Origin of the sequence: Leptotrichia sp. HMT-225 (assembly GCF_030644325.1) — a bacterium.
Taxonomy (GTDB): domain Bacteria; phylum Fusobacteriota; class Fusobacteriia; order Fusobacteriales; family Leptotrichiaceae; genus Leptotrichia; species Leptotrichia massiliensis.
In genome coordinates, this window is the sequence record NZ_CP130323.1 from 1,030,236 (window position 1) to 1,053,611 (window position 23,376).

The following is a 23,376-nucleotide window of genomic DNA, read 5'->3' on the forward strand; positions in this document are numbered from 1 at the left end:
GAAAGGATAAAAAATGTCTACATTTAGAATAAATAAAAATAAAAATTTTACAATTATTTCAAATATTCATTTAAAAGAAAAGAAAATGTCTTTGAAAGCAAAAGGATTGTTAACAGTAATGTTAAGTCTTCCACCAGATTGGGATTATTCTTTATCAGGATTAGTGTCTATCTGTAAAGAAAATGAATTTGCTGTAAAAACAACATTAAAAGAACTGAAAATATTTGGATATTTAAGAATTGATATGATAAAACCAAATGAATCTGAAACTAAACGAATTGAATATGTCTATAATATTTATGAATATCCGCTACCAGAAGATAAAAGACAGAAAGTTAATAAACAGCAGGTTAAAAATCAACCTACTGATTATCAATCAACTAAAAAACAGCAGATTGATAAACAAGGACAATTAAAGACTAATACATTAAGTACTAAAGAATTAAATACTAAGTTATTAAATACTTATTCTCTCTTTATGGATAAGTGGAATGAATTAGCAAAAGAATGTGAATTAAGTTTAATTAAATCTTTTACGGAGAACAGAAAGAAAAAATTGTCTGAATTACTTGAGAAATATACTCAAGAGGAAATTTTAGAAACAATGTTTAAAATAAAGAATATAAATTTTTTACTTGGAAGAACTGATAAATCAAATTGGAAAATATCATTTGATGATTTTCTGAATGAGGAAAAGTTTATAAAGATAATGGAAGGAGCTTATTATGATGAAGTTAAGCCAACTGGCAGAAAACAGGATAAAAAAATTTCAAAATCAAAACCAAAATCAGCAGGAGAAAAAAAAGAGTACGGATTCTGATGGAAAGTTAAAAGAAACAATACAAGCAAGTAGACAACTTAGACAACAGGAATTATGGAAAAAAATTGAATATTTTCTTAATATTTCAAGTTTACCAGTCCGATGGAAAGAATATGTTTTTGAAAATTCTGAAATATTATCGAAAGAAGAAAATGTAATCAAACAGAAACTTGAGTATTATTGTGAACATTTTAAAGAAGCTAAGGATAAAGGACTAGGTTTGTATTTGTGTGGAGAGATAGGGACTGGAAAAAGTTTTTACAGTCTATGTGTTTTCAATGAGTTGCTAAAAAATAATTATAAAGTTTACCGAACGACTTTGAATGGGATTTATCAAAGAATCCAGTCAACTTTCAGCAATTTTAATAATTTAACTGAAGAAAAGGTTTTTAAGGACTTACTTGAAGCGGATTTGATAATACTAGATGACTTGGGAAAAGAAAATATATCAGAAACTTGGGGAAAGTCAAAGTTATATACGATATTTAATTTTTTCTATGAAAAGGAAAAATGTATTATTATATCAACAAATTTAGGCAAGGAAGAAATTGCTGATTTTATGGATACACAGGGAAATGATGCATTGTTAGACAGATTTCGTGAGAAATTGGATACATTGGAATTTGTGTGGGAAAGTAGAAGAAAGGTAATAGGAAAAAAATTATTTGAAGAATTTTGGAAAGAGAGGAAAATAAAATGAGTGCAAATGTTGACTTAGAAAAAGTTGCGGCTTTAATAGGGGAATCAATAGATTTTGTAAGGGTAAATTTACAAGAAGGAACACTTTTAATTGATGGTGAGCCAATAGGTTATGCAGTTAAAAAGAAGGAAACTCAGAAAAATTTCTTTTATGTAGTTGATCCAATTAGATTTGTTAAATATATAAAAGAATTAAGAAAATCACTTGTAGAGTTAGAAGAAATGGAAATAAAATGAATTTATAATAAAAAAATTCAGGAGGAAATAATATGAAAATAATAAGTATAGTAAATCCAAAAGGTGGAGCAGGAAAGACGGTAAGTGCAATAAATATTGCATATGCACTAAAAAATAAAGGGAAAAAAGTTTTATTAATTGATACAGATCCAAGAGGAGCGATAGCTTCGTATCTTAACATAAAAAATGATAATACGATTTTTGAAGCATTAAAGGAGTGCTATGACAGTTTGGGAATGGTAGACAAGGAGAAGTATATAAATGAAAAAAATGGAGTGGATATAATAATCAGCAATATTTACTTTAATCAAATTGATGAATTTTTCAAAAGGGAAGGGGATGAAAATGGACAGGAGCAACTGAAAATATTTAAGGATTTTTTTGAAAACTTTAGTGAATATGACTTTATAGTAATTGATACAGAAGGTACTGTGAATAACACAGTCAAAGGGATTTTAAATGTAGCAGACTATGTTTTTGCACCTTCAAAAGTTTCGTTTATAGATACGAATGGACTTAGGGATTTACTTGAAATGATGGAAATTTCAAAAATGGATAATCCGAAAATTAAACTTTATAAAATATTTTTTGTGCAAGTGAAGGAAAATACAAAAGTGTTTAAAAAAGTACATTTGGAAATGAAAGAGATTTTAAAAGAAATGTATTCGGATATTTATGTGAGAGAAGATGCAAATATATTAAATTCGATGGAAAAGCATAAAGATATATTTAGCTTTAAGAAGAGCAGTAATGCGGCAATAGATTATAAAAATTTAGTGAATGAATTTTTGTATAATGAAGTTTATAAAAATAAAGAATAGAAAGAATTTTCTCACGTGTCGGAAAATCAATAGGACAATGACAATTTAATAACTGTGTAAAAAATTAAATCACAGTTATTTGAATTGTCAGTAATTTTTTGATAGGAGGTATTATGGATAGACAGGAACTGTTAAATATTAATAAAAATCGGAAAATGGAAGTTGAAAGTTATCATAGCGATTTTGATTTTGATAAATATGAGATAACTGATGAAAGGGTTATAAGGGAAGTAACTCAGACTGAGGAGGATATACGGCAAATTGGGAAATTTATGGCAAAAAAGGCTCTTGAAATGGGGAGAAAGTTGAAAAGAGTTCAGGAGATTTTGTCAAATCACGGGACAGGAACATTTGTAGCCTGGTTTACTTCATTAGGGCTTGATAAGAATATGGTTTATCGTGAAATTAATAGGTGGGAACAGTTTGAAAAATATAGGAATCCTGCGATTGCAGAAGCGAGTGTTAGGACATTGGAATATATAAAGAAAAACAATGATAAGCTCGAAGAGGCGGAGATTGTAGAAATTCTTGAAAATCCTGCTGAATCTGCTAAAAAAATTAAGGAAATAGAGAAAAAAGGTAAGGAAGAAACAGAAATTAACTTTGATGAAAAAATACAGAAATTAAGTGAAAAAATTGAGAAAGCACGCAAAAATATAGAAAAATGGGAATTTGAAATTAAGAAACTGAAAGGTGAAAATAATGATTTTGAAAAAGAATTGTAAAAAGATAAAAAGAATTATAAATAAGTTGATAGACAGAGTTTTAGGATATATGTTGGCTATTATGTTTGCGTTTTCATTTTTTATAACTGAAGATCTGGTAATCAAAATTATATTAAGTGGAGTAATGGGAGTGATATTGATTGGATTTACAGCTGTATCAATGTACATAGAAAGTATTGATATAAAATTAGCTGGAATTTAAGAATTAAAAAAAATTTTAGAAGAAATGTGAAAAAAGAAGAATAAAATTTGGGAGGAATAATGAAAAAAAATATTAGAATTTCAATAATATCAGGGCTATCTATAGTTGTTTTTGTTGTAATATCATTTCAAATGGCTGGATTAAGAAGAAGGAAGGAAAATAGCCAAGATGTTCAGGAAAAACGACAGCAGGAAATCTTAGATATATGCAGAACAAATAAAGTTATGAAAATATATAGTCAAAATGACGGCGAAAATTTTTATGTTGTTCTTGAGAATAAAAATATTTATAAAGTTGATGAAGATAAATTGGGGAATTATGCAATTGGAGAATATTGTAAATAAATATAGTTATCAAAAGTATAGTTTTTCCCACGTGTGAGAAAATTAAAAGTTGAAAGACAATAATAAAAAATGAAAGGAAGTGATAACAAATGAAGAGAAAAATAAAAAATGAAAGGAAGTGATAACAAATGAAGAGAAAAATAAAAAAATATTTAATACTTCAAACAGTGTCTATTTACTAATTCAGGTAATTTTAATTATATCGAAAAATAATTATTTAAAAATTACTTGGATTGAAACTTTTTTACCAACAATTATCATAGTTACCATATATTTGACAGTTGCTATAATGATTTTCATTTTTATAAAAATTATTCAAAAAGTTTATGGAGTATCTGATGAAGAAATGAATAAAAGATTTTGGGATAAATTGTGAAAGTTAAAAAAATATAGGAAAGGATAGGTAAAAATATGTCTTTTATAGTAATTATTAGTCTTTTAGGTCTTTTTATATTTATTATGTCACTGATAACTTGGGGTGAACAAAAAGAAAAAAAGAAAATAAAAGATTTGAGGTAAAATAAAATGAAAAAATCAAAAAATATAACAGAAGTTACAATCAATAATAAAAAGCGATACGTAGTAATCGGAACAGGGTTAAGAACGTTGGGATTAGGAACATTGAATATTAATGATATTGAAGAAAAAATGAAAATGGGAGATGATAAAATGGAAAAATTAAAGTAGGAAGGGAATAATAGAAAAAAAGAGTAGACAGCGGTTTTCTCACACGTGAGAAAATTCAAAATTATATACAAGGATGATGATATATGAATATAATAAATAATACATTAAATAATAAAACACAAATTAAAATTAATGATAGAATAATAGATGTAAATGATATTGAAAAAATTGAAAGAAATCCGTTTTCGTTTAAAATATTTAAGTTAAATATAAAATTAATTACAGGAGAAGTAATTCAGGAAAAATATAAATCGCTTAGTGAAATGCACAAAAATTATGAGAAATTTGTAACAGAAGCTGGATTTGACTTTTCTGGAAAATTAAGAAAAGAAAGAGTGAAATATACAAATGGAAATATATATTTAAAAGATTTTATAATCGCTTCTAGTGAGTTAATAGGGATAAGGCGAATTGGAGAGTTAAGGAAAGGATTAAAATTGATGATGTATCGAGGAGCAAGAGGAATGTATGATACTAAAATAGAATTATTTTTGAGGGGAGGGAATGTTATTACTTTAGAAGTGGAAAATGAAAAGTATGGTGAATATGATTTTGAGCAATTAAAAAGAATTTTTGAATCAAAAAAATGTATATCAGAATAAAATAAAATCTAAACTAATCGTAATGTATGTTATGGTTAGTTTTTGTAATTATGAGAAGATTAAAAAAGTGAAAGAGAAAAAGGAATGTTTAGATATTTAAAAATAATTTGGGAGGGATATATGAAAATATATGATATAAGATTATTAAGGACAACGACAGGAAAAGAGCATATATGTTTTTTTTACAAGACTTTACCTAAAAAAAGGATAAATGAAACAATAGATATTTTTAAGAGAAATGTGGGATTAATAGTAAACAATCAAATAAATGATGTAAAAATAAAGGAATATATAAGTGAAGAAAAGTTTGTAAAAATTATGAAAATGATAAAGGTAAGTGATAATAAAATAGGAAAATATAATATGAAGCTGTATAGAAATGATGAAATATGGATGTATAAAATTGAAAATATTTCGGATACTGATATAAACTTTAAAGATTGTGATATTTTATTAGATAGAAATTTTTTCATAAATGATAAATATATAAAATACGTGATTATAAAAAATAATACGGAGGCATAATTGTGGCAATATTTTATCTTAGAATGAAAAAAAGTAAAAGAGGTAGTAAATATATTCCGCCTACTGCACATTTGGATTATATAAACAGAGATGAAAAATATGGTAAAAAAGAGGATTTACTTTTTAAGGAAGTAAGGAATCTTCCAGAAGAGTTTGGCGATATTAAAGACTTTTGGAAATGTGCAGAAACTTATGAAAGAAAAAATTCTAATCTGTACAGGGAACTTGAAATTTCATTACCGAGAGAGTTTACTCCTGAAGAAAATAAAAAGATGGTGGATAATTTTTGTAAAAATCTTTTTGGAAAAGAATATGTGTATAACTATGCAATGCACAATCCAAAAAGTTTTGATGGGGATATGCAACCACACGTGCATATAGTGTTTTTTGAAAGAAAAATAGATGATATTAAAAGAGATAAGGATAAATATTTTAAGAGATATAATTCTAAAAATATAGAAAAAGGCGGATGGGAAAAGGATAAAAAATGGAGAGAAAGAAGTACATTAAAAAGTATAAGGAAAGAATGGGAAACATTTTTAAATTTTGAACTTGAAAAGAAAGGACTTGAGAAAGTAAGTGCAAAATCATTAAAGGATCAGAAAAGGGATGCAGAAAATAATAATGACTATAAGAAAGTTTATGAGTTAAATCGTAAAGCAATAAATATTGATGGAAAGATTTTATACAGAAAAGAAAGTGAATTAAGTGATAAGGAAAAAGTTAAGAAGAGAATATTTATTAAAAGCAGAATTTTAAAAGCTGGAACAGATTTAATGAAAAAACTGCTTGAAAAATTGAAAAAACTAGAAAGGGAGTATGAAGATTTAAAAAGAGATAAAATAGGAGATTTAGAAAATTTGGAAAGACTGAGGGGGTTAGAAGAGAGTGTAAGAGATATAAAGAAGAAGATGTCAAAAGATAAAATTGAGAATACTGTGTACAACTTGATGACGGATAAAAAGTACTATAAATTTCTGAATGAGAACAAAAAAATTGACAAGGAACTAAAAAATACAAAAGATAAAAATAGAATAAAATATTTAAAAATTACAAAAGAAAAGAATTTAAAAAATTTAGAAAGTTTAAGAAATGAAATTCAGAATAACTGGAAAAAGAAGTATATTTTTGATAAAAGAGTTGAAAATATTAGGGAAAAATATTTAAGGAAAATTTCAAATTTTGAAGATGAAAAAGACACGATATATGAAAATTTAAAAGAGAAAAATATTAAATATAATGATGAAAAAAATGGACTGTATAATATAAATCATTTGCAATTTATTTATGAAAAAGATGGACTAAAAGAGATAAATAAAATTGAAAGAGAACTTAAAAACTTGATAAAGGAGTTAAATAAAAATGAGGAAATAGTCAGTCAGGAAACTTTGATAAAAGATAAATATTCAAATTATGAATTTTCAAAATTGGAGAAAAATATTGCAGAAAGTAAAATTAAAATAGAAGGATTGCAAAAAGAACTTAACAAAAATTTGGATATAAGTGAGCAAAAATATTACTTGGACTGGTTGAAAAGAGAAGTAAAAATAAAGGAGGATTGTGAGGCAAGAAAAGAAAATATTGAAATAAAAATTCAAAAAAAATTACAAGATGAACTTTTAAAAAATGGCAATTCTAAAGTTCAGGAAAGGGAAAAAGTTAAAAAAATTATCAAGAATATAGAAGCCATAAAAGTGTTGGATAAGAAAAAAAGATTGTCTGAAAAACGACAAGTAAGTATAAAAAAATGGAACAGGAAAAAGAAAAGTAACAGTTTAAATGGTGCAAATTATGATAAAAATTTAGGAGGTATAAGTGGTAATTTTAGAATGGAAGATATAGAAGTTTTAGACGAGTTGGAAAGATAAAATTTATATATTTAAAAATTTTTGTGGTATACTTAAAGTAAAGAATGAATGGAAGTGATTGATATGATAAAGGATCCAAGAAATCCAATGCCAGAACCTCAAGATATAATAAAATCTATGATAGGAGTTGTTATACTGATGTATTCAATTTTTAAAATTGCAATAGATTTAACATTAATTTTTTTAATATATAGGTTATTTAATCCTTCTAGAAAGGTTACTATGGGATTTTTAGTAAAAGGTTGGCTTGTATTATACCTGATAAAAACTTTTGTAAAAACTGTTAATGAGAGTAAATATAAATGAATTTAAGGGCAGTAAAAAGCTGTCCTTTTTTGTGAAAATAAGTTTTTGAAGATATAAATATTATTAATTTCTTAGAAATTAAACACGAACGAAGTGAGTTTTTGAGTGTAAACAAAAGCCATTTTTTCACAATTTTTTGTGGCAAAAAAATCACGGTAAGTTTCTAAAAATTTTTAAATTTGAGAAACTGGTAAACGTGCTTTCCAAAATTTAGAAAAATTTGGGAAAGTTTATGGGGAAAAATTTTCAAAAAAGGGCTTGACTTTTTGAAAAAATTGAGGTAATATTAGCACAAGAATAAAACAGCGTAAAAAATGAGAGCCTAGTTTTAGGAGGTGTATAGGCAGGATACAGGACTTTTCCTTAAACTCATTTTAAAAGAAGAATAAAATAAAGTAGTATAAAATTAAATATAGAGAGCCTAAATGCGGGATTATTGGAAAAAACATTTCTAAGATTTTGTATAGGCTCTTTTTTTTATTCAAAAGCGAGGTGAAAATATGAAATTAGACTTAAACATTAGAAGTCCTTAACTAGAATATTGTGATAAAAAACAAATACATAAAACTAAATATAGAAGCCTGAGTGCAGAATTATTGGAAAAAACATTTCTGAAATTTTGTACGGGCTCTTTTTTTGTATAAGAGAGGACGATAAATAATGAAAAAAATAAAACTTAAAAATATATTGTTAGATAAAAAATTTCAATTGCTGTGTCTAATGATTTTGTTTTTGGTAACAACTGTGATAAGTCAGGCAACTACAAGCGGAAATGCAGGAATATTTGCAACGCTTGTAACTTTTCTTGCAAATATGAATAATGGACTGAAAATAGTTTTTTCACTTGGGGCTATTGGGTGCATAGGATTTGGAGTATTCAAGATGTTGACCGATCCGAATATGACAGCAATAATAACTCTGTTAATAGGAGTGGCTTTGGCACTTGCACTTATTTTTGGTTCAGAGGATATAGTAAAAGGACTTGGTGGAACTATGATTGATACAGCTCTTTTGGAAGGAGTATAGGCTTGGATTTAAAAAGAATAAATAGAAAAAGGGATATTTTTAAATTAAGGACTGATGTCAAAAGAGAAAAGACAAGTTTTGAAAAAAGGGCTGAAACTTTGTTTGAACTTGCAGAAACGAATGCAAAGTTAAAAAAGGGATTAGGAATAAGCATAGTTATCAACCATATATTAATTTTAGCATTAATATTCTTTGTTTTGAGAACGAATATAAAAGTATTTCTTGTTCAGGTTGATAAAACGACAGGAGCTCCAATGGAAGTAAATGTGTTGACAAAATCCAATGTAAAAGTTGGGGAGAAGGAAACAAAATATTTCATATCAAAATTCATTTTGGATGTAAGAACTCTTCCAAAGGACACGACATATTACGATAACAAGTTAAAGGAAAATGCTTTTTTCTTAACACAAAATTCGCAAAAAAAATTGGATGCGATGATTCAGGAAACAGGAACAATACAAATGCTTGCAGATAAAATTACAACGAATGTAAATATAGTTTCAGCGAATAAACTTACAAATACTTCAAATACTTATCAAGTCAGATGGAAGGAAAAGCAGTTTTCTGAAACAGGGATGGAAATGCAGGATACAAGTTATCTTGGAGTATTTACTGTGGAATATGTAAATGAAAAAAATGAGGAACTAGTGGCTAAAAATCCATTAGGGATAATAATAAAGGATTTTACAATTTCAAGAGAAAATAATTAGAAAAATGAGGGAGATGTATGACAAAGAACAAGTTAAAAAAATTTAATAGAAAAATATTATCAATGCTGCTTTTGATATTGATGTCGGTTAATGTTTTTGCAAATGATGGAAATGCAAAAGATAATATTACAGTAGACGTAGTAAAGAATAGTCAGAAAATATTTGACGATGACGGAATATTAAGTGGAAAAAAGGATGCAATCAAAAAGACAGCCGTTATATTTAATTATGCGGAAAACAGCATATATGAAGTTTATTCCAAGCCAGACTATTTAACGACTTTAAAGTTTGCTCCAAACGAAAAAGTGGTATTTAAGGCTGGTGGAGATACAGAACGTTGGATGATTGAAGAGGCGACAGGTGGAAAAGAGAACAGAACATACATATACATAAAGCCGCTTGAAGAAGATATAAAAACTAACATAAATATAGTTACAGACAAGCATAGTTACTTTATTAACATTGAATCCACAAATGGAGAATACAATCCTTTAGTTGAATGGCAATATCCAAATGAGAGAAAAATATTAATGGATGAATATGAGGCTAATACGGAAAGTATTGGTACAACGGACTTAATGAAACTGAATTACAGATATTCGTGGAACAAGAACTCAAAACTTTCTCCAGTTCAAGTGTTTGACAACGGAGAAAAGACATTCATAGTATTAAAGTCAAATTTGCAGGAAATGCCAGCTTTTTATGTAAAAGGTTTGGATAACCAATTATCCTTAGTTAATACAAAAATTGAAGGACGTAATGTAATGATTAACAGTGTTGTGAAAGAAATATATATGACGCTTGGAAAAAATACCTTAAAAATATATAACCAGAAAAAATAGAAAGGAGGTGTCTTAATTGATAGATAAAAATGACTATTTTGAAACTTCTGAAGATGATTTTACGGAACAGAAGGAAGAGGAAATATCACTTGAGGATGAGGGGACAGGAACGATAAAAAATTCAAAGATAAAAATAGAAGAATTTTTTGATAAGAAAAAAGTTGCTATCCTAGTCTGCATAATTTCGGCTTTAATTTTTGTAAGCATATATTTTGCAAATCAGGCTAAAAAGAATGAGAAGCCGAAGGAACAAGAAAAAATGGAATCAATATCAACTGGAACAGGACTGGATATAAAGGATGCAGTAAATACTCAAAATCAAAATACTCAAACTCCTGAAGGTGTAACGCAGGATGGAGTGGCAAATATAAATACGACGACTGATGGAACTGGAACGCCTAACTTATCACAATATGATTCTCAGCTAGGTTCAGAATACAATAACGACAATCTTGATTCAAATTATGGTTCAAGTTCATCATCGTTTTCAGATATTTCAGAAGATAAAAATTCCAATAGTTCACCAGTCTCTGAAGAAAAAAGCAAGGAATGGAGAAAGTCTGCGATAGGGTTTGATAAGGGAGTTTCAACACAGACTCCACAAACGACAGAACAGTATCAGGAACAGCAACAAGTTCCTCAGATTGTACAACAGCAAAATGAAAATGATACAGATCAGAATAAACAAAAGTCAAAGTCCTTATTCCTGAAGCAAAAGCAGGACAGCTTCTATTCGACTAATTTAAAAAATCCTGCAATAGGAAAATATGAGTTAAAGACAGGGAGCTTTATTCCAGCTGTTCTTGTAACGGCAATCAACTCTGATTTGCCGGGAGATGTGATTGCTCAGGTTAGAGAAAATGTTTATGACTACCGTACTGGAAAGTATATTTTAATTCCTATGGGTACAAAAATAGTTGGAAAATATGACAGCAGTATAACGTATGGACAGAACAGGGTTTTGTTGATATGGCAAAGACTGGTATTTCCAAACGGATCAACTCTTGTGCTTGACAATATGCAGGGAGTGGATTTATTCGGGAATGCTGGCTTAAAAGGAAAAACCAACAACCATTTCTGGAAATTTATGAGAAGTGTGCTGTTATCTTCTGCCATAAATATGGCTTCAGGCTCGCTTGAAAGTCTTGATGTAAATATTGAAGCTGGAAGCAGGTCAAGAGTGAATATTGGTACAGGAGCTTCAGATGCGGCACAGAATATTAGAAGCATTGGGGAAAGAATGGTTGAAAAGGATTTGAATAGACAGCCTACAATTGAGATAAAAAGAGGTAAAAAATTTAATATCTTTGTAAGCAAGGATATAATTTTATCTCCATATAGGAAATAATTATGGACAAGAAATATAAGCCGCTCAGAAATACGAAGCCTGTAAAATGGATTTTTGCAATAATAATGTTTATTTCAGTAAATATAACAGGTTTAATGATAGTATCAACAAACTATATGGAAGAACTGGAAAAAGTTAATAATTATACTACTTTTGCAAAAATACGTAGATTAATAAAACCTGTAATTATTGGTAAAAAGAACCAGTATATGTATTTTCCATCTGAAAATTGGCAAATAGTAATGGAAAAGACTCCTAAATTAACTTCGCAATTTCGCTTGGGTATGTGTTTTATATCTGTTAGCTCGTTAATTATTTTAACAATGCCGTACTGGAAAAAAAAGAAACTGAAATCACACGGAGATGCTGAATTTGGAACATATGATGATTTGAAGAAAGATAAGAAAAAGCCGTCAGATGTAGATTTTTTAAGCGGCAATGAAAATGGTTTTGTTATTGGATATGTAAAAACTTTATCAGGGAAATTAAAATTACTCTATGATACGTCAATGATACATATTGCCCTGTTCTTGCCAACAAGAGGAGGAAAAGGTGTGGGATATATTATTCCAAGCCTTATAGCAGGACTGAAAAGAATATCAACCTTTATTTCTGACATAAAGAAGGAAAATTACGAACTTACAAGCTGGTACAGAGCAAAAATATTGAAACATAAAATATTAAAATTTGAGCCAATGAGTGAACTTTCAAACAGTTATAACTTTTTATCGGAAGTACGGTATGGAACAAATTACGAGATTGAAGATTGCAGAATAATTGGAACAATGATTGTTGGGGAAGATGAAAGCAAGGATCCGTTCTGGGGAGACAGTGCAAAAGATACAATTTCCACTTTAGCTGGTTATGTTCATTACAGGGAAGTAAGCAGCCGTCCTGAAGAAGATCCTGATATAACGGATGTTAGAGTTTCACTAAACGATGTAATATCAATAATTACTAATACTGAAAATTCTTTGTATAGAATGTTTGCAAAATATCTTGGAAAGCCTATGGAAGAAGATGAATACGAAGATGAAATGTCAAAAGATTTTATTCTGAAGGAAAAAACAATTGAAAGGCTTAGAAAAATATATACTGATGAAGAATCAATTAAAGCATTAAACAAAGGATTGCACCCCTTTGTTGCAAAACAGTTCGGATATTTATTGCAAAATACAGGAGAAAATACGTTCAAGTCTATTACTTCAACGGCAAAGACTAAATTACAGGTATTTGAAATTCCTTCAGTTGTAAAAAATATAGAAAAGTCTGATTTTAGGGCAATGGACTTAGTTAATGGTGATAATCCTGTAGATTTATACTTTGTAATAAAACCAAAAGATATAGATTTGTTAGCTCCGTTAGTACGGATAATGTATATTCAGCTGACAAATTTATTAATGGAAAGTTTAAGCAAGAAAAATTTTAACATAATATTTTTAATGGATGAACTAAATGCTTATGGCAAGATGAAGGCTCTTGTAAAAGGGCTTGGGTACTATGCAGGATTTGGAATAAAGATGGTTGGAATATTTCAAGGGCTTGATCAATTAAATTCGACATACGATAAACAGGGGAAAGAGGTGTTAAATGGATGTCAGATTCAAATATTTGGTAGGCCAAACGATGAAGCTGCACCTGACTATATTTCAAAGACACTCGGCAAAGAAACAATCAGGGTAAAAAGTAGAAATATTGGGCTAAAAGGGGGAGGAAACGTTTCAGAGCAGGGAAAGGATTTATTAAGTCCTTCAGAAACAAGACTGCTGCCTGACAGAAAGGCAGTTGTAATTACAGGATATAAAAAACCTTTATTATTAGATAAGCTCTATTACTACGAATATCCTGAACTGCTAAAAAGGACACAGCACCAGCCAGTATTCTTTAAGGACGGATATGTAATATTTGAAGCAATGAAGGGAATGTATGAATACAAGCATACATTTAAGATGAAAGAGGAAGATTTTTATGATGATATAAAATATGAAAAAATTATTGAAAAGGTAAGAAAAAAGTATAAATCAGAAAAAATAGGATAGGGAGATATATGGAAAATATTGAAGAGACAATAAATGGTTCAGATGAAATAGTAAAGAAAAAGAGAAAAGCTAGAGAAAAAAATTATACTGAAAGAATAAAAAGAAATAAAGAAAAGATTGCCAAACTGGATAAAATAATGGCTGATTCCCAAAAGGAAATTGAAAAGGTTGAACAGGAAAATGCAGACATTTTAAAAGAGATTTTAGAAAAATCTGGTGTCGGAAACAAACTTTTAAAAATCATAATTGAAAGTCCAAGCAATGATGAAATTCCTAAAAAAATGAAGGAACTGGCAGAAATATTATGACGGAAAGTGAAAAATATGAACTTCAGAAGCAGGCACAAATAGACTTTGTAAATGAAAGGCTGTCAGCATTGAAGGAATATATGGAAGATGACGACATTACGGAAATAATGCTAAATCCTGATGGGTATGTATGGGTGGAATCATATGAAAGGGGAATGTATAAGACAAATACATACCTGAATGAAATGGAAGGATACAAAATTATTCAGGTGCTTGCTTCATATAACTCAAAGATAATTTCTGAAAAAAATCCAAGACTTTCTGGAAACTTGCCAAATTCTGACAGATTTCAAGGAGCCGCAAAAGGAATTACTAAAGGGATTCCAGTATTTACAATAAGGAAAAAGCCTAAAAAAATATTTACACTCGATGATTATTTAGCAATGGGTTCAATTACAGAATTTCAGAAAAATTTTCTTACAGAAGCCATTTTAAATAAAAAGAATATAGTTGTATCGGGCGGAACTGGTACAGGAAAGACAACATTTACTAATGCTCTTGTGGATTATTTAAAGGAAGTGGACAGAATCAGGAATACTGTTGAAAGAATATACATTATTGAAGAAGTTGAGGAAATTATTTGCAATAAGGAAAACGTGTTAAGAGTTTTTGTAACTGAGGATGTTTCTACACTGGAATTATCAAAGGATGCACTTAGACACAGGCCAGACAGAATTATTCAGGGAGAGCTTAGATATGGAGAAGAAGCTGAGGAGATACTTAAAAACTGGAATACTGGACATAGTGGAGGATTTACAACAGTCCATTCGGATGGTGCAGAAGAAACTTTGGAAAGACTGGAAGAGCTGTTAACGGAAGTTGACAGGAATCCAAGACAGCCACTTATAGGGCGTTCCGTAGACGTAATTGTAAATATCATAAGAACGACTGAAAATGGTAAAACTGTAAGAAAAGTGAATAAGATAATCAAAGTGAATGGCTTTAACAAAAAGACAAAGGAATATGAAATTGAGGAGATAGGATAATGAAATTAAAAGTGTATAAATCTTTGCTGGATGTGAAGATGGTAATGGGGTTGCCATATAAGGTTTTTATATCGCTAGTATTATTAACAGGAATCATATTTTTAATATTCAGGCACTGGGTAATTTTTATACCGGCAGGGGCAATATATATTCTATGTGCAGTTATGTCAGTAAAGGATCCGATGACATTGGAACTGATAATAGAGCATTACAAGACTGAAAGATATTTAAATCCTTAAGCGAATATTAAAAATAGAAGCGAAAAGAAAAAATATTGAAAGGGGAATAATTGAAATGAAAGAAAAAATTATGAATTTTTTAGAAGAAAGAACAAAAAATGAAGTTGGATATACTACATTAAGCAGAAATCAGATAATGGAAAAACTGGGAATAAAAGAGGAAAAAAAGTTTAATGAAGCATTTAAGGAGTTAGTACAAGATAATAAAGTATTCTTTCATAATTCATCAGAAGAAAAAATAAATTATGATGGTTCTATATTTGAAGTAAATAAAATAAAATATTTTACCAATAAAGATAAATCAATTGAATTTAAAAATAACTATGAAAAAAAATTGGAAGAAATAGCAGATAAAATAAAAGAAACAGAAAAAGTGAATGGAGAAAAGCTTTCAACATTATCAGATAATGCAAAATTAATTTACAATACATACAAAGAAAATGTAGGAAACTTAGTGTATCTTGACTCAAAATCAGTTAGAGAAAAAACAGGACTAGAATTTAAAGACTTTGTAGCCGCACAAAAAGAATTATCATCAAATAAAGTGTTATTTATGACAAAAATATCTAAAAGCAACGAAGAAAAATTCGTATTAATAGATAGAGGAGACATTTTAAGTAAAGTTCTAAAAAGAGAAGAAATTAAGGAAAATATTAAAAATAAAGAAAAGGAAAGATAGAATGGGAAAAACACTTGATAACTACAAAAATTCATTTATCTATCACATTCCTTGGGACTTCCTTCTCAATGACTTTATTCTTGTTAATAAAAATATGGGGTTTCAGGTAACTCTCAAAGTGAGAAATCACGACTTGGATTTTTTTACTGATGAAGAAGTGAACTTGAAAATATTGCAGTATAACAATGCGATAAAAAAATTGCCTGACAATTTTATTGTTCATTATGAAGTTCAAAGAAAGAAGTCAAGAGGATATATTGAAATAGAAATTAATGATGACTTTATTCCGACAGTTCTTATAGAAAATGAAAGAAAGGATTTATTTTCAAAAGGGGAATATTTTAAATGTGACTACTATATAACATTGACATATTTAATAGCAGAAGATGCTGAAAATAAGATAAACTCATTGCTGGCTAGTAAAAAGGAAGATGATTCACAAGAAAAAATGGCTGAGGAAGCAGAAAGGGAATTAAAAATATTTAGACAAAAAGTAGCTTCATTTATTGCGTTATTAAAATATGCTACAACAAGCATTGAAGTCTTGCAGGGAGATGAACTTATGGCATATATGTATTCCACAGTAAATGCTGAATTTCCTGAAAAGAAGAAAATGCCTACATCTCCTCTATATCCAATTGATCAATATTTGTCAAACTCAAGTTTTGAAAATGGAAAAGACACGAAAATACAAAGACTGACAAAGGCAAAGCATTTAAGGACAATCTCGGTTAATCTGTTTCCTGATGAGATAGAGTCAAGAGTTTTAAAAAAACTTGAAAGTCTGGACTTTGAATTTAGAATGTCGGCAAGATACATCATACTTTCACAAAATGAATCAAAAAAGATGTTAAAAAACTTCTTTATTTTTCATCAGGGAAAGCAGAAGAATTTTGGACAGTATATAACGGAAACTATAACTAAAAAGCCTTCATTTAACATTGATGAGCTGGAATTGGCAAAAACAGAAGAAGCCAAAATGGCTTTAAATGAATTTAAGGAAGGCGGAATGAGTTATGGCTATTACACATTTACTATAATACTTGCTGATGAAGATATAAAAAGGCTTGAAGATAATGCACTTAAAATAGTAACAATATTTGATGAGCAGGACTTTACTTGCTCGATTGACAAGTACAATATTTTCCCTTCATATTTAGGGGCTATTCCAGGAAATGTGAAGGCGAATATAAGAAAATATCCAATAAACTCAATGCTTTTAAGCTGTCTTTTCCCTACTTCATCGCTGTATCGTGGAGAGGAAGTGAATGAATTTTTTAGGGATAAGAAAAATATTACAGGTGTTCCGCTTATGATGACTAAAACAGATTTGAACGATATATTTTACTTTAACCTTCATATAAAGGATGCGGCACATACACTTATAGCAGGTCCAACAAGGTCAGGAAAATCAGTATTATTGGGAATGCTGGTAGCTGAACTTAAAAAATATCCTAATGCACAGGTATTCTTTTTTGATAAAGGTGGCTCAATACGTGTTTTAACTGCCTGTATGGGTGGAAAATTTTATGACTTGGGAAAAGGTGGAGATAATGATTTGGCATTTCAGCCACTTGTAAATATTCATATCGAAACAGAAAGAGCATTTGCAAGCAACTGGATAATTTCCCTTCTTCAGCAGGAAAATGTAATTGTAACGCCTGATATGAAAAGCACAATCTGGGAAACACTTACTACTCTTTCAAATGATCCGCCTAACAGGAGAACAATGACAAATTTTGCATTTACAGTTATGAATAAGGAAATTCAGAAGGCACTTGAGCCATACACAAATACAGGTTCGTATGGAAAATATTTTGATAACAATGAAGATAATTTTTCAGACTCAAACTGGCAAGTATTTGAAATGGGAAGAATAATAGAAGATCCAAAAGCGACGGCTCCCATATTAAGTTATCTATTTCATAGAATAGAAGTGGAAAAATTAACAAAGGACTATCTGACTGCAATCGTAGTCGATGAGGCTTGGTTTGCAATGGAAAATGAAAGTTTCAGGCTTAAATTCAATGACTGGCTTAGAACACTTGCAAAACTGAATGCCTTTATAATCTTTGCAACACAGTCGCTTGATGAAATTTCAAAATCTGAAATAACACCTGCAATAGTTGACGGATGTAAAACAAAGATACTTCTTCCCTCTCCACAGGCACAGAATTACTGGAAGGAACTTTATTCAAAGTTTGGATTAAATGCAATAGAAATTGAAAGAGTTGCACGTGGACAAATGCAGAAGCAATATTTTTACAAAAGTGAACTTGGGGCAAGAGAATTTGAAATGGATTTAGGTAAAATTGAACTGGCTTATGTAGGTTCTGCAAGTTCGACAGATCAGATGAAAATACAGGAAATATGTTCAGAAACAAATGATTTAAAGGAAATTAACTTAAAATGGCTAGAATATAAATTGGGTAAAAATAGTCAGGAATTTAGAAAATGTAAGGAATTTATACAAGGAGGTAATTAAAATGAAAAAAATAATATTCTTTTTAATGGCAATAACAGTTATATCGGTAAATTCGTTTTCAGGAATACTTGGAGGAGGCAGTGGAGCTTCTGATTATTGGCAAATGAAAACATATTTTGAAAGTGTGGCAATCAATGCACAGACGCTAAAAAGCCTGAATGCACAGTTAAAAGAAATAGAAAGACAGATTGAGCTTTCCAAAAAATTACCTGAAGCCTATCTAAAAAAATATATAAGCCAGTATGATAACACAATAAAGACGTTAGTTAGAATAACAAACACTACAAAATCAACATTAAGGGATGCCAAGAAAGCGGAATTATGGTTTAAAGATGTCTACGCTGATGCTAATAATAGACAGTATATGGCTCTTCTTGACAGATTTACAAATACACTTGACAATCTCTCAAGGGACGCAATGAAGTCAGGCTCTATGAATGAAGTGGCAATGAAAAAAACATCGGATAATGCAAGGATACTTATAAGAAAAACTCACGAAGCAAAAAATCCACAGCAAGTATTGGAAGTGCTATCACAATGGAGTGCCAATCTGTCAGTGCAGATGAACGCAATAGCAGATATGATTTCAACTACAAACAGACTTGACGCATTAAAGGCGGCTGAAGAAGTGCAGGCAAGAAGGGAAGCTCAAAAAAGAAGCGAATATACAAAAAACAGTTTAAACAATCATATAAAGGCAATGGAAAATGAAGTGAAAAAACATAAGAGATAAGGAGGAGAAATAATTGGCAGCGGCAAATTTTCAATTTGATACGGCACTGATTGAACCGATAATCAGTATGCTTGATACAGGAATGACAACCTTAATGGTTGTAATATTGACACTTGCCTCATCATTTGCTGTGCTAGACTTATCATTTACAGCCTTCTTTAACTGGTCGGAAAATATAGGCAATACACTTGTTGAAACTATAAAAAAACTTGTAAGATATGCACTTACTTTTGGTCTTATAAAAATGTATAAAGAACTGCTGGATATGGCATATAAACTATTTTCCGATATAGGAAACTTATTTGGAGAAGGTCTTGGAAGTCCGTTAAAAGTGCAGAGCATTTGGGATAAGTTATGGGAGGAATTAAGCAAGTTTTTAAGTATAGGTTTAAAGTTTCAAGATTTTTGGGCTATTCTGTACTTTATTCTCTTTATTATTGGATTCATATTTTTAGTGTTTATAATATCAACAATAACAATAGCGATAATACAGTTCCATGTAGTTGGAAAATTGGCAATAATATATCTTGCTTGTCTACCACTTGACGCTTTGAGCGATATAGGAAGAAAAACTTTGGGAGCAATTGTAGGCTCAGGCACTCAATTAATGGTTGCAGTTGCACTTTCATCTATGGGAGTAAAAATTTTAAAATCTTATCCTATTCCTGAAAATATTGGGGCAGAAAATAACGAGCCTCATACGATAATTGTGTGGCTTGCGGTATTCATAGCAATTTCATTTTTAATAAAGAACTATCAGAGCATAGCTTCTCTAATTTTATACGGACAAGGTGGATTAAATGGCTCACAGCTTGGTAATTTTACTGGAAATGTTGTTAGTGCAGGAGGCTCGGCTGTAGGAGGAGTTACATCTTTATTGGGAAGTGCAGCAGTTGGCGGACTAGGTGCAGCAGTTGGTGCAGTTGCTGGTGGGGTGTCTACTGGAGGAGCAGGAGCAATAGCAGGTATGAAGACAGGTGCGAAAATAGGCTCTAAAATAGGAAAATATCCTGGAAATCTGACTGCTTCGGCTGCTGAAAATGCAGGAAAAGCAATAAAAGTAATGACAATGGACTTTGATCCAATTGCTTCAGGCAGAAAAGTAAAAAATATGGCCAGTGATGGAATTAAAAAATTTATGGGCAATAAAAAAGATGATAAGAAAGATACCGAAGAAAATAAATCACAGGAAACAGAAAACACTAAAAATCAAAATTCTCAAAATGCAAATAAAGGAAATGAAAAAACTAAATCAGGAAATGCGGATAGAACAGCCGATACAAAAGAAGCTGAAGAAAAAATGAGAAGTGATAACAGCAAGACAGCCTCGAATAAGGATTCTCAAAAACAGTCAAATGAAGGGAAGAAAGTCACGCAAAAACATTCAGAAAATACAAAAACAAAAGAAACTGAGAATAGTAACAGTGAAACTTTTGCAGAATCTGAAATGAGGAGAGAAAAGAACAGCAAGGAATAAAATGTGTAAGGACAATGACAATAGAATATTAATCTAGTCTTAAAAAATTCAGATTGAAAAAACTATTAGATGTGATATAATATTATTGTAAAAATAGAAATTTAAAAGAGGTGATAAAAATGGCAACTTCAAGTTTTACAACAGAATTAAAGTTTGATACAGAGGAAAAAATTTCATCATTTTTAGAAGCTATTGAAAATGCAAAAAATAATAAACCACTAGATGTAGATGTAGAATATGAATTTATTAAGGGTAATGATGTAAAAAAATTTTTTGAAGAATCTTCTGAAAAGAAAGGAGAATAATGAAATTTACTACATTTTCTTTAACAGAGTTATTATCACAAATTGGAGAAGATAAAGTTCGTAATAAATTAAAAGGATTTAGAAGCAAAGATAAGGACATTGAAAATTTTTTAATAAATAAGGCTATTTTCTTTGAAAAAATTTCGATTTCTTCAACATATTTAATTTTTAATTCTGAAAAAGAATTAGCAGGATATTTTTCCATAGCAAATAGAAGTTTAATACTCCAAAAGGAAGATTTAGATATAATTTCAAAAACTTTAAAAAAGAGATTAACTAAAAGTGCTTCTGAAAATAAATCAGGTGATTATGTAATTAATAGTTTTCTTTTAGGTCAAGTTGGTAAAAACTTTAATTTAGAGAAAAATAATTTAACAGGAAATGAAATTTTAAAAATTGCATATGAGTTATTGTTAGAAATTAGACAGAAAATTAGAGTAAAATTTATTTGGCTTGAATGTCAAAATAATGAAAAAATTTTGAATTTTTACCAAAATTTTGGATTTTCTAAAATAGATAATTTTATTTCTGAAAGTGGTTATAATGTAATGATAATGGAATTAAAATAAGGTTCTGAGAAAATAAAATAGTTATCATAAAGAATAGGAGAATAATGAAATTATACGAAAGAATAATACCAAAAACTTCTTCAACAAGTTATATATCTGGATGGGAAGCATTGAATATTCCTGATGAAAATAGAAATACTGCTGACTGGCATCCAAGAACTTATTTATTTTCTTATGATAAAGACAAGGCAATAAATCTGTATAATACGACAAATGTTTTAGGAAATTCTGGAATAAAGAAACGAATAATAGACTATCCAAGTAAAAGGGAAGTATACATTGCTAATTTTCCAAGAGCGATTGCAGACTTAGTTTTGACAATGAAAGATTACCAGTTACCTTCGCTTCATAACTGCTGCAGTGATTTTTTAAATGAAGATGAAACGGAACAGCTTTATCAATATCTGAGAAGTATAAAGGATAATTCAAGAGTGGATGAGTTTCTTAAATATGAATTTACTGTAAGATATTTTAATGATAAAAAATTATAACTGAATATTATAAAAATAGAAATTTATAAAGAGGTGAAAAAAATGTATGATGTAAAAGATATTGCCAACTGGTTTTTAATTTATAATTCGTATATGGAAACTAATCAAGGTGCGGATGGAATTAGTAATTTAAAATTGCAAAAATTACTTTACTATGCACAATCAGCGTATCTTGCATTAAAAAATACTCCGTTATTTTCAAATAATATTGTAGCGTGGAATCACGGACCAGTAGTTGAGGAAGTATATCAAAAGTATAAAAAGTATGGTTCAGACGATATAAAGGAATTTGATAAAGTAGATATTGATAAAGAAACAGAAAAGATATTGACAGAAGTATATAATGTATTTGGAGAATATTCTGCTTGGGGATTGAGAAATTTAACTCACACAGAAAAACCGTATATAGAAACTAAAATAAATAATGTTATCCCGCAGGATTTGATGAAAGAGAGCTTTAAAGAAAATTATGTCTAAAAAAATTAAAAAGTTAAAGAATAATAATTTTAAAAATATTTCAGAGGTAAAGTTATTATCTTATCCTGTTTTTTGTTTCAGATATTTGACTAAAAATAAAAATTATAATTTTAACAGGTTTAAAAATTCTAAAGAATCAAACGAAGCCAAAGGAATAGTTTTGGATAAGTTAATGGATATTCAGTTAAAAAGTTGGCTGGATTTACATCAGCAAAACAAAAGGACAGGTATTGAAACATTGTCAATTGAGAATATAAATTTTTCTCCATATGATTATGAAACTTCAAAGGATCAGAAAGTTTATGTTTTTAGATTAAATTCACAAAACTGGAGAATGATAGGCATAAAGTCAGAAATCAACACGGATGTTCTTCATATAATAGGATTTGATTTTGATTTTACTGCATATAATCACGGGAAATAAGTAAAAAAGGGAGTGATAATATGAAAAAGATAGTGGTTATTTTGATGTTTGCATTGGGAATGTTAGGATTTTCTGCAAAAATGTCTAATAATAATAGTGTAAATATAGATAAATTGATAGGATACTGGTATTACAGCAAAGTTGGATATCAAGATTCAGTAGGGATAAGGAAATTATCTAATGGAACATATCAAATTGGTTTTAATACTGGAGAAGAAAATGCGGATAAAAATGGATTTGAATGGGATGATATACAGTTATTAAAGAATGGAACTTATAAAATTCAAGGGATGGACAGATATATACATATAATAAAAAATGGATTTGTAATTAAAGATGGAAATGGAAATATTATTGATTATTTAGATAGAAAATTAAATAAGTTACCTTAATTTTAAAGTG

Annotated in this window: 31 protein-coding genes; all 31 read left to right on the plus strand. The window is 29.3% G+C overall.

Features of this window, described 5'->3' with window-relative positions; all coding sequences use genetic code 11:
* Nucleotides 1-13: 13 nt before the first annotated feature.
* The 31 genes from QU666_RS05080 (at nt 14) to QU666_RS05230 (ending at nt 23,366) form a co-directional block, all read left to right on the plus strand.
* Nucleotides 14-820, plus strand: a complete 807-nt coding sequence (locus tag QU666_RS05080; RefSeq protein WP_021768789.1) for a hypothetical protein — start codon at nt 14-16, stop codon at nt 818-820.
* On the plus strand, nt 726-1,520 hold the full coding sequence (locus QU666_RS05085; RefSeq protein ID WP_083378202.1) for an ATP-binding protein: 795 nt from the start codon (nt 726-728) through the stop codon (nt 1,518-1,520). The genes QU666_RS05080 and QU666_RS05085 overlap by 95 nt, the downstream gene beginning before the upstream one ends.
* Entirely contained in the window at nt 1,517-1,756 is a 240-nt protein-coding gene (locus tag QU666_RS05090; protein ID WP_021768787.1) for a hypothetical protein, read from the plus strand. Before QU666_RS05085 ends, QU666_RS05090 begins: the two co-directional genes overlap by 4 nt.
* Before the next feature lie 32 nt (nt 1,757-1,788).
* Nucleotides 1,789-2,577, plus strand: coding sequence for a ParA family protein (locus QU666_RS05095; protein WP_021768786.1), 789 nt, complete (start codon nt 1,789-1,791; stop codon nt 2,575-2,577).
* Nucleotides 2,578-2,690: 113 nt separating this feature from the next.
* Nucleotides 2,691-3,302: a hypothetical protein gene (locus tag QU666_RS05100; RefSeq protein ID WP_021768785.1), complete on the plus strand. Its 612-nt coding sequence runs from the start codon at nt 2,691-2,693 to the stop codon at nt 3,300-3,302.
* The gene (locus tag QU666_RS05105) at nt 3,280-3,504 is read left to right on the plus strand and encodes a hypothetical protein (protein WP_021768784.1); all 225 of its coding nucleotides are present in this window, start codon (nt 3,280-3,282) and stop codon (nt 3,502-3,504) included. Before QU666_RS05100 ends, QU666_RS05105 begins: the two co-directional genes overlap by 23 nt.
* 59 nt (nt 3,505-3,563) lie before the next feature.
* A complete protein-coding gene (locus tag QU666_RS05110) occupies nt 3,564-3,848 on the plus strand; it encodes a hypothetical protein (RefSeq protein WP_021768783.1) in 285 nt (94 codons plus the stop codon).
* Between the two features lie 118 nt (nt 3,849-3,966).
* Entirely contained in the window at nt 3,967-4,224 is a 258-nt protein-coding gene (locus QU666_RS05115; RefSeq protein WP_021769937.1) for a hypothetical protein, read from the plus strand.
* Nucleotides 4,225-4,373: 149 nt separating this feature from the next.
* Nucleotides 4,374-4,535, plus strand: coding sequence for a hypothetical protein (locus QU666_RS05120; RefSeq protein WP_021769936.1), 162 nt, complete (start codon nt 4,374-4,376; stop codon nt 4,533-4,535).
* A gap of 83 nt (nt 4,536-4,618) precedes the next feature.
* Entirely contained in the window at nt 4,619-5,137 is a 519-nt protein-coding gene (locus QU666_RS05125) for a hypothetical protein (protein WP_021769935.1), read from the plus strand.
* A 120-nt stretch (nt 5,138-5,257) separates the two neighbouring features.
* Nucleotides 5,258-5,662: a hypothetical protein gene (locus tag QU666_RS05130; RefSeq protein ID WP_036071620.1), complete on the plus strand. Its 405-nt coding sequence runs from the start codon at nt 5,258-5,260 to the stop codon at nt 5,660-5,662.
* Between the two features lie 2 nt (nt 5,663-5,664).
* The gene (locus QU666_RS05135) at nt 5,665-7,530 is read left to right on the plus strand and encodes a MobA/MobL family protein (protein WP_021769932.1); all 1,866 of its coding nucleotides are present in this window, start codon (nt 5,665-5,667) and stop codon (nt 7,528-7,530) included.
* A gap of 63 nt (nt 7,531-7,593) precedes the next feature.
* Complete coding sequence (locus tag QU666_RS05140; protein WP_036071617.1) at nt 7,594-7,836, plus strand: hypothetical protein; 243 nt, start codon at nt 7,594-7,596, stop codon at nt 7,834-7,836.
* A gap of 660 nt (nt 7,837-8,496) precedes the next feature.
* The gene (locus tag QU666_RS05145) at nt 8,497-8,862 is read left to right on the plus strand and encodes a hypothetical protein (protein WP_021769930.1); all 366 of its coding nucleotides are present in this window, start codon (nt 8,497-8,499) and stop codon (nt 8,860-8,862) included.
* Nucleotides 8,863-8,864: 2 nt separating this feature from the next.
* Nucleotides 8,865-9,572, plus strand: coding sequence for a type IV secretion system protein (locus QU666_RS05150; protein ID WP_021769929.1), 708 nt, complete (start codon nt 8,865-8,867; stop codon nt 9,570-9,572).
* 17 nt (nt 9,573-9,589) lie between these two features.
* Nucleotides 9,590-10,414 carry a TrbG/VirB9 family P-type conjugative transfer protein gene (locus QU666_RS05155; RefSeq protein ID WP_021769928.1) on the plus strand — a complete coding sequence of 275 codons (825 nt, stop codon included), beginning with the start codon at nt 9,590-9,592 and terminating at the stop codon, nt 10,412-10,414.
* 16 nt (nt 10,415-10,430) lie between these two features.
* Nucleotides 10,431-11,762, plus strand: a complete 1,332-nt coding sequence (locus QU666_RS05160) for a TrbI/VirB10 family protein (protein ID WP_021769927.1) — start codon at nt 10,431-10,433, stop codon at nt 11,760-11,762.
* A gap of 2 nt (nt 11,763-11,764) precedes the next feature.
* A complete protein-coding gene (locus tag QU666_RS05165; RefSeq protein ID WP_021769926.1) occupies nt 11,765-13,801 on the plus strand; it encodes a type IV secretory system conjugative DNA transfer family protein in 2,037 nt (678 codons plus the stop codon).
* A gap of 8 nt (nt 13,802-13,809) precedes the next feature.
* A complete protein-coding gene (locus QU666_RS05170) occupies nt 13,810-14,109 on the plus strand; it encodes a hypothetical protein (protein WP_021769925.1) in 300 nt (99 codons plus the stop codon).
* Entirely contained in the window at nt 14,106-15,095 is a 990-nt protein-coding gene (locus QU666_RS05175) for an ATPase, T2SS/T4P/T4SS family (RefSeq protein WP_021769924.1), read from the plus strand. Before QU666_RS05170 ends, QU666_RS05175 begins: the two co-directional genes overlap by 4 nt.
* Nucleotides 15,095-15,334, plus strand: coding sequence for a VirB3 family type IV secretion system protein (locus QU666_RS05180; protein ID WP_021744870.1), 240 nt, complete (start codon nt 15,095-15,097; stop codon nt 15,332-15,334). The genes QU666_RS05175 and QU666_RS05180 overlap by 1 nt, the downstream gene beginning before the upstream one ends.
* A 55-nt stretch (nt 15,335-15,389) precedes the next feature.
* Nucleotides 15,390-16,013 (plus strand): hypothetical protein, encoded by a 624-nt coding sequence (locus QU666_RS05185; protein ID WP_021769923.1) that lies wholly within the window; start codon nt 15,390-15,392, stop codon nt 16,011-16,013.
* A 1-nt stretch (nt 16,014) separates the two neighbouring features.
* Nucleotides 16,015-18,498, plus strand: coding sequence for a hypothetical protein (locus tag QU666_RS05190; protein WP_021769922.1), 2,484 nt, complete (start codon nt 16,015-16,017; stop codon nt 18,496-18,498).
* A 1-nt stretch (nt 18,499) separates the two neighbouring features.
* The gene (locus QU666_RS05195; protein ID WP_021769921.1) at nt 18,500-19,231 is read left to right on the plus strand and encodes a hypothetical protein; all 732 of its coding nucleotides are present in this window, start codon (nt 18,500-18,502) and stop codon (nt 19,229-19,231) included.
* A gap of 13 nt (nt 19,232-19,244) precedes the next feature.
* Nucleotides 19,245-20,708 (plus strand): type IV secretion system protein, encoded by a 1,464-nt coding sequence (locus tag QU666_RS05200; RefSeq protein WP_021769920.1) that lies wholly within the window; start codon nt 19,245-19,247, stop codon nt 20,706-20,708.
* A 119-nt stretch (nt 20,709-20,827) separates the two neighbouring features.
* Nucleotides 20,828-21,013 carry a hypothetical protein gene (locus tag QU666_RS05205; RefSeq protein ID WP_021769919.1) on the plus strand — a complete coding sequence of 62 codons (186 nt, stop codon included), beginning with the start codon at nt 20,828-20,830 and terminating at the stop codon, nt 21,011-21,013.
* A complete protein-coding gene (locus tag QU666_RS05210; protein ID WP_021769918.1) occupies nt 21,013-21,582 on the plus strand; it encodes a hypothetical protein in 570 nt (189 codons plus the stop codon). The genes QU666_RS05205 and QU666_RS05210 overlap by 1 nt, the downstream gene beginning before the upstream one ends.
* A gap of 44 nt (nt 21,583-21,626) precedes the next feature.
* Nucleotides 21,627-22,073, plus strand: a complete 447-nt coding sequence (locus QU666_RS05215) for a hypothetical protein (RefSeq protein ID WP_021769917.1) — start codon at nt 21,627-21,629, stop codon at nt 22,071-22,073.
* Between the two features lie 42 nt (nt 22,074-22,115).
* Nucleotides 22,116-22,550: a Panacea domain-containing protein gene (locus QU666_RS05220; protein ID WP_036071611.1), complete on the plus strand. Its 435-nt coding sequence runs from the start codon at nt 22,116-22,118 to the stop codon at nt 22,548-22,550.
* Complete coding sequence (locus QU666_RS05225; protein ID WP_021769915.1) at nt 22,543-22,974, plus strand: hypothetical protein; 432 nt, start codon at nt 22,543-22,545, stop codon at nt 22,972-22,974. Before QU666_RS05220 ends, QU666_RS05225 begins: the two co-directional genes overlap by 8 nt.
* A 20-nt stretch (nt 22,975-22,994) precedes the next feature.
* Complete coding sequence (locus QU666_RS05230) at nt 22,995-23,366, plus strand: hypothetical protein (protein ID WP_021769914.1); 372 nt, start codon at nt 22,995-22,997, stop codon at nt 23,364-23,366.
* Nucleotides 23,367-23,376: the final 10 nt, after the last annotated feature.

What these genes read in the sequence shown, in the direction of transcription:
- QU666_RS05080 (WP_021768789.1), top strand. Translation starts at nt 14, where the DNA reads ATGTCTACATTTAGAATAAATAAAAATAAAAATTTTACAATTATTTCA.
- QU666_RS05085 (WP_083378202.1), top strand. Translation starts at nt 726, where the DNA reads ATGATGAAGTTAAGCCAACTGGCAGAAAACAGGATAAAAAAATTTCAA.
- QU666_RS05090 (WP_021768787.1), top strand. Translation starts at nt 1,517, where the DNA reads ATGAGTGCAAATGTTGACTTAGAAAAAGTTGCGGCTTTAATAGGGGAA.
- QU666_RS05095 (WP_021768786.1), top strand. Translation starts at nt 1,789, where the DNA reads ATGAAAATAATAAGTATAGTAAATCCAAAAGGTGGAGCAGGAAAGACG.
- QU666_RS05100 (WP_021768785.1), top strand. Translation starts at nt 2,691, where the DNA reads ATGGATAGACAGGAACTGTTAAATATTAATAAAAATCGGAAAATGGAA.
- QU666_RS05105 (WP_021768784.1), top strand. Translation starts at nt 3,280, where the DNA reads ATGATTTTGAAAAAGAATTGTAAAAAGATAAAAAGAATTATAAATAAG.
- QU666_RS05110 (WP_021768783.1), top strand. Translation starts at nt 3,564, where the DNA reads ATGAAAAAAAATATTAGAATTTCAATAATATCAGGGCTATCTATAGTT.
- QU666_RS05120 (WP_021769936.1), top strand. Translation starts at nt 4,374, where the DNA reads ATGAAAAAATCAAAAAATATAACAGAAGTTACAATCAATAATAAAAAG.
- QU666_RS05125 (WP_021769935.1), top strand. Translation starts at nt 4,619, where the DNA reads ATGAATATAATAAATAATACATTAAATAATAAAACACAAATTAAAATT.
- QU666_RS05130 (WP_036071620.1), top strand. Translation starts at nt 5,258, where the DNA reads ATGAAAATATATGATATAAGATTATTAAGGACAACGACAGGAAAAGAG.
- QU666_RS05140 (WP_036071617.1), top strand. Translation starts at nt 7,594, where the DNA reads ATGATAAAGGATCCAAGAAATCCAATGCCAGAACCTCAAGATATAATA.
- QU666_RS05145 (WP_021769930.1), top strand. Translation starts at nt 8,497, where the DNA reads ATGAAAAAAATAAAACTTAAAAATATATTGTTAGATAAAAAATTTCAA.
- QU666_RS05155 (WP_021769928.1), top strand. Translation starts at nt 9,590, where the DNA reads ATGACAAAGAACAAGTTAAAAAAATTTAATAGAAAAATATTATCAATG.
- QU666_RS05165 (WP_021769926.1), top strand. Translation starts at nt 11,765, where the DNA reads ATGGACAAGAAATATAAGCCGCTCAGAAATACGAAGCCTGTAAAATGG.
- QU666_RS05170 (WP_021769925.1), top strand. Translation starts at nt 13,810, where the DNA reads ATGGAAAATATTGAAGAGACAATAAATGGTTCAGATGAAATAGTAAAG.
- QU666_RS05175 (WP_021769924.1), top strand. Translation starts at nt 14,106, where the DNA reads ATGACGGAAAGTGAAAAATATGAACTTCAGAAGCAGGCACAAATAGAC.
- QU666_RS05180 (WP_021744870.1), top strand. Translation starts at nt 15,095, where the DNA reads ATGAAATTAAAAGTGTATAAATCTTTGCTGGATGTGAAGATGGTAATG.
- QU666_RS05185 (WP_021769923.1), top strand. Translation starts at nt 15,390, where the DNA reads ATGAAAGAAAAAATTATGAATTTTTTAGAAGAAAGAACAAAAAATGAA.
- QU666_RS05190 (WP_021769922.1), top strand. Translation starts at nt 16,015, where the DNA reads ATGGGAAAAACACTTGATAACTACAAAAATTCATTTATCTATCACATT.
- QU666_RS05195 (WP_021769921.1), top strand. Translation starts at nt 18,500, where the DNA reads ATGAAAAAAATAATATTCTTTTTAATGGCAATAACAGTTATATCGGTA.
- QU666_RS05205 (WP_021769919.1), top strand. Translation starts at nt 20,828, where the DNA reads ATGGCAACTTCAAGTTTTACAACAGAATTAAAGTTTGATACAGAGGAA.
- QU666_RS05210 (WP_021769918.1), top strand. Translation starts at nt 21,013, where the DNA reads ATGAAATTTACTACATTTTCTTTAACAGAGTTATTATCACAAATTGGA.
- QU666_RS05215 (WP_021769917.1), top strand. Translation starts at nt 21,627, where the DNA reads ATGAAATTATACGAAAGAATAATACCAAAAACTTCTTCAACAAGTTAT.
- QU666_RS05220 (WP_036071611.1), top strand. Translation starts at nt 22,116, where the DNA reads ATGTATGATGTAAAAGATATTGCCAACTGGTTTTTAATTTATAATTCG.
- QU666_RS05225 (WP_021769915.1), top strand. Translation starts at nt 22,543, where the DNA reads ATGTCTAAAAAAATTAAAAAGTTAAAGAATAATAATTTTAAAAATATT.
- QU666_RS05230 (WP_021769914.1), top strand. Translation starts at nt 22,995, where the DNA reads ATGAAAAAGATAGTGGTTATTTTGATGTTTGCATTGGGAATGTTAGGA.